5 protein-coding genes and 1 pseudogene are annotated in these 4,023 nt (G+C 47.5%); 3 read left to right on the top strand and 3 right to left on the bottom strand.

Features of this window, described 5'->3' with window-relative positions:
• Nucleotides 1–118 precede the first annotated feature (118 nt).
• Both modA and modB read left to right on the top strand, forming a co-directional pair.
• Complete coding sequence (gene modA / locus AC1DUA_RS27250) at nt 119–985, top strand: molybdate ABC transporter substrate-binding protein (protein WP_477502751.1); 867 nt, start codon at nt 119–121, stop codon at nt 983–985.
• Complete coding sequence (gene modB, locus AC1DUA_RS27245; RefSeq protein ID WP_477502752.1) at nt 985–1,656, top strand: molybdate ABC transporter permease subunit; 672 nt, start codon at nt 985–987, stop codon at nt 1,654–1,656. Before modA ends, modB begins: the two co-directional genes overlap by 1 nt.
• Before the next feature lie 59 nt (nt 1,657–1,715).
• On the opposite strand, the gene AC1DUA_RS27240 is transcribed toward modB, so the two are convergent.
• Nucleotides 1,716–1,889: a TetR-like C-terminal domain-containing protein gene (locus AC1DUA_RS27240; protein ID WP_477502750.1), complete on the bottom strand. Its 174-nt coding sequence runs from the start codon at nt 1,887–1,889 to the stop codon at nt 1,716–1,718.
• Nucleotides 1,890–2,119: 230 nt separating this feature from the next.
• Nucleotides 2,120–2,563, bottom strand: coding sequence for a hypothetical protein (locus AC1DUA_RS27235; RefSeq protein WP_477502749.1), 444 nt, complete (start codon nt 2,561–2,563; stop codon nt 2,120–2,122).
• Between the two features lie 100 nt (nt 2,564–2,663).
• Here AC1DUA_RS27235 and AC1DUA_RS27230 point away from each other — a divergent pair, with 100 nt between their 5' ends.
• Nucleotides 2,664–3,608 (top strand): ATP-dependent DNA ligase, encoded by a 945-nt coding sequence (locus AC1DUA_RS27230; protein ID WP_477502748.1) that lies wholly within the window; start codon nt 2,664–2,666, stop codon nt 3,606–3,608.
• Between the two features lie 138 nt (nt 3,609–3,746).
• Here the strand turns inward: AC1DUA_RS27230 and AC1DUA_RS27225 are convergent.
• Nucleotides 3,747–4,023 (bottom strand): annotated as a pseudogene (locus AC1DUA_RS27225) (non-homologous end joining protein Ku); the annotation flags it as partial.

The following is a 4,023-nucleotide window of genomic DNA, read 5'->3' as shown; positions in this document are numbered from 1 at the left end:
ATATGGAGCAAGACAATATCAATCAGTTCTAGAAAAATGAATGATTATATAATAGAATAAAACTAAACCATGCTATTTATATTTAAATAGATATAAAAATGATGATGGAGGGGTTATTTTGTTCAAAAAAGGACTATTTGGTTATGTTTTATCGTTTCTAGTTATCGCTTCAATCTTGTTCACAGGGTGCGCAAGCACCAAAGAACCAGCGGCAACTGCTCCAGCGGCAACTGCACAGACAACAACGCAAGCTACACCGTCACCAGCACCGGCAGCAACACCAGCAGAGAAAGTGGAATTGACCATTTCTGCAGCGGCCAGCTTAACGGATGCCCTGAAAGAAATTCAAACAAGCTATGAAGGTAAAAATAAACAAATTAAACTTAACTATAACTTTGGCGCTTCTGGAGCGCTTCAACAGCAAATTGAACAAGGGGCGCCAGCTGATGTATTTTTATCCGCAGCGACCAAAAATATGAAAGCACTCGTAGACAAACAGTTGATTGATGCCTCACAGCAAAAGAATTTGCTAATCAACGAATTAGTACTCGTTGTACCGGCAGACGGCAAAGTAGCTGTTCAGAAAGCAGAAGATTTGACAGCTGAAGGAATTAAACACGTTGCGATTGGCGAACCGCAGACGGTTCCGGCAGGGAGCTATGCCAAAGAAGCACTGACTCAATCCAAACTTTGGGATGGGCTGCAAGCCAAAATCGTACAGGGGAAAGACGTCCGTCAAGTGTTGACCTATGTAGAATCAGGAAATGCTGAAGCTGGTTTCGTCTACAAAACCGATGCGCTGACTTCTCAAAAAGTGAAAGTTGCTTTAAGTGTTGATTCCAAAACTTACACGCCTATCGAGTACCCGGCAGGTATTGTGAAAGCAACTAAGCACAGCAAAGAGGCTGCGGATTTCTATGCCTACCTTCAGACGAAAGAAGCGCAGGATATCTTTGTTAAATATGGTTTCACGATTCCGAAATGATCGAACAAATCTCTTGGCGTGAATTCCTTGATCCAATCCTGCTTTCTCTGAAAGTAGCGGCGGTTTCCAGTATATTCGTCCTTGTCCTTGGCGGCTTGGCAGCCTGGGGAATGTCGAGACGAAGCTTCCGTGGGAAGTCCTTCGTAGAAACGGCGATTCTACTGCCATTGGTGCTGCCGCCGACCGTTGTTGGCTTCATCTTGCTGGTGGTTCTCGGCAAAAAGAGCTGGATCGGCGCAGGGATGGAGATGTTATTCAATCAGTCCGTTATTTTCACATGGGGTGCTGCCGTCATCGCCTCGATTGTGGTAGCTTTCCCGCTGGTGTATCAGACGATGAAAACAGGCTTTGCCTCCGTTAGCAGAGACATTGAGGATGCAGGAAGGTCATCGGGTGCGAAGGAGTGGCAGGTGCTGCGTTACATCACACTGCCACTTGCGTGGCGCTCGATAACCGCTGCGTACATACTAGGCTTTGCCCGGGGGTTGGGTGAGTTCGGCGCAACCCTCATGATTGCGGGGAACATACCGCATAAGACGCAGACGTTGCCTACAGCTATCTACATCGCCGTGGAGTCGGGGAACCAGACCCTCGCATGGTGCTGGGCAGGAGCGATTATTGTGATCTCGTTTGGTTTAGTTTTGTTCGTTAATCGCAAAAGTGCCAGTTAAAGAAACTATAGGCCGTTATTTCGTCGCTTTTGCCGAAATAGCGTTCTGTAGTTTCTTTTTTATGTCGTCTTAGGCGGTTGGAAACCTAGTGCTCGCAGTGGGCCATGGTACATGATATTACACATATATTTGGCCAGCTCAGCCGGGGTTTGTTGTCGACCGCCTCGGATCCATTCCAGGATGAAGCCAAAGTGGGCGGAAGACACGTAGCCGATCAAGATGTCGGCTGGCACAAGGAGAACGTTCTGGGCTGAGACTCAATCAGCTTGTTGTACATGTGGGAATGAATGGTTTCCTTCATCACAATGGAGAAGGAGCGGCAGAGAATGAAATAGCGGTAGAAACTCCAGCTAAATTGTCGGTAGCATCCGAAATCTGCTAGATTCGGCGAACTTAGCGGTAGAAAATCCAGTAATTTGCTGAAAAGTGGAAATATCGTGCGAAATAGTAGGAGAAATCGGCGTTACTGATAAATAATCCAACACTCACCTAGCTGCCGAGTCCCGCGGGGAAGACCATAAGGCGCCCCAGCCGCCGCCCCGGCCCCGGCCGCCCCGACCGCAGCCCCGGCTGCCCCCACCATCCCAGCCCCAGCCGCCACGACCACCCCAGCCCTGGCTGCCCCGACCGCTCCTGCCCCAGCCTCAGCTGGAGCCGCAATAGCTGGAAAATCTACCGCTAATCTGCGCTGCTCAGTGGCAGAGAATGAAATAGAGGTAGAAACTCCAGCTAAATCGTCGGTAGCTACCCGAAAGCTGCTAGATTCGGTGAAATTAGCGGTAGAAAATCCAGTTATTCTCCGAAAAATGGAAATATCGTGCGAAATAACAGGAGAAATCGGCGTTAATAGTATGTTACCCGCTACCAACTCGCCAGCAAAACGACCCATGGACCTATAGCGCAGCATCTCATCAATTACAACACCCCACCAGCCTTAGACTGATGGGTGTTTTCTTTCCCAAGGATGGAAATAATGAAGAATACCGATTAAACAAGTGGAGGAATGTATGGAACTAACGCCTGTAATTCCTTTCGAGCCGATTAGCACAGAAGCACTGCCTGAGTCTGGCGACTGGGTGGCGCAAATCAAATGGGATGGCGTCAGAATGCTTACCTATTTCGATGGCAACGAAGTCCGTCTCATCAACCGGAGATTAAACGATCGAACGATGCAATACCCGGAGATTGCGAACATTTCATCCTACTGCAAAGCCAAATCAGTCATTTTAGACGGGGAAATTATTGCACTCAAAGATGGAAAGCCATCCTTCCACGAAATCATGCGAAGAGATGGGGTCAGAAATTCCAAAAACATTCCGCAGCTCTTAAAGACAGTCCCCGTCGTCTATATGATTTTTGACATCCTGTATCAGGATGGGAAATGGGTGGTAGATCAACCACTACAACAGAGGCAGCAGCTTTTATCTAAAGTGATCTCAACGAGTGAGATGATTCAGCTTGTTCCCAATCATTCCGATCCTGCCTCGTTATATGCCGTTATGGAACAGCATGACATGGAAGGTATCGTGATCAAAGATTTAAACAGCAAATACCAAATTAACGGCAAAGATAAGCGATGGATGAAAAAGAAAATTATTCATGATCTAGTTGCTGTTGTGGGCGGGGTAACGAAAAGAGGGAACTTGGTTAATGCTGTTATGCTGGGGCTTTATGACGACGCCGGGGAGCTTTGGTACATAGGCCATGCTGGAACCGGAAAGCTGACGCAAAGCGATTGGAGATCACTGACGGAAGTCACAGATAAAATGGTTTTGGAGAAAAGACCGTTTACAAATACGCCCGAAAGGTCCAAAGAAGCCATCTGGATCCAGCCCCGCATCACGGTCAAAATCAATTATATGGCCTGGACGCGAGATCGAAATTTACGCCAGCCAAGTATTCAATCCATTGTTTCCGTATCTCCCGAGGAGTGCACCTTTAAACAAATCTAATTTGTTATGTGCGTTTGAGTTCGCGTTATCGTAATCGTTAGCGTTCGTGTTATTCATGTGCAATTGGCGTTTCCCTTCGAATCCGCAAAAAATAGCCTGTTCGGTTAACAGCAACCGGACAGGCTTTCTACATGCTATTTATGTGACAGGTTCCTTCGCTTTTTTGGCGCGTGGCTTGGCTTTTGGTTTCTTTTCCTCGGTAACAGTCGCATCAGGCTCCAACGTCACTGTGCCGTCATCGGACTTGGTGGCGTCCAGACTAGCTTGCAGCGCAGCCATAAGGTCGATAACGCTCGTTTTTTGCAGAGCAGGTGCGGCTTGCACTTCTTCTCCTGCAATTTTGTGTTCGATAGCCTCTAACAAACGTCCCCGATATTCATCTTTATATTTCTCTGGTTCAAAAGGTGAAGATAAC

The organism is Paenibacillus sp. 01T422 (genome assembly GCF_056398785.1).
The sequence above is the reverse complement of the archived record's forward strand: the minus strand, read 5'-3'. Positions and strand labels throughout refer to the sequence as shown.

Excerpts from the sequence above, each read along its gene's own strand:
- AC1DUA_RS27230 (WP_477502748.1), top strand. The coding sequence starts at position 2,664 with ATGGAACTAACGCCTGTAATTCCTTTCGAGCCGATTAGCACAGAAGCA.
- AC1DUA_RS27235 (WP_477502749.1), bottom strand. The coding sequence starts at position 2,563 with ATGCTGCGCTATAGGTCCATGGGTCGTTTTGCTGGCGAGTTGGTAGCG.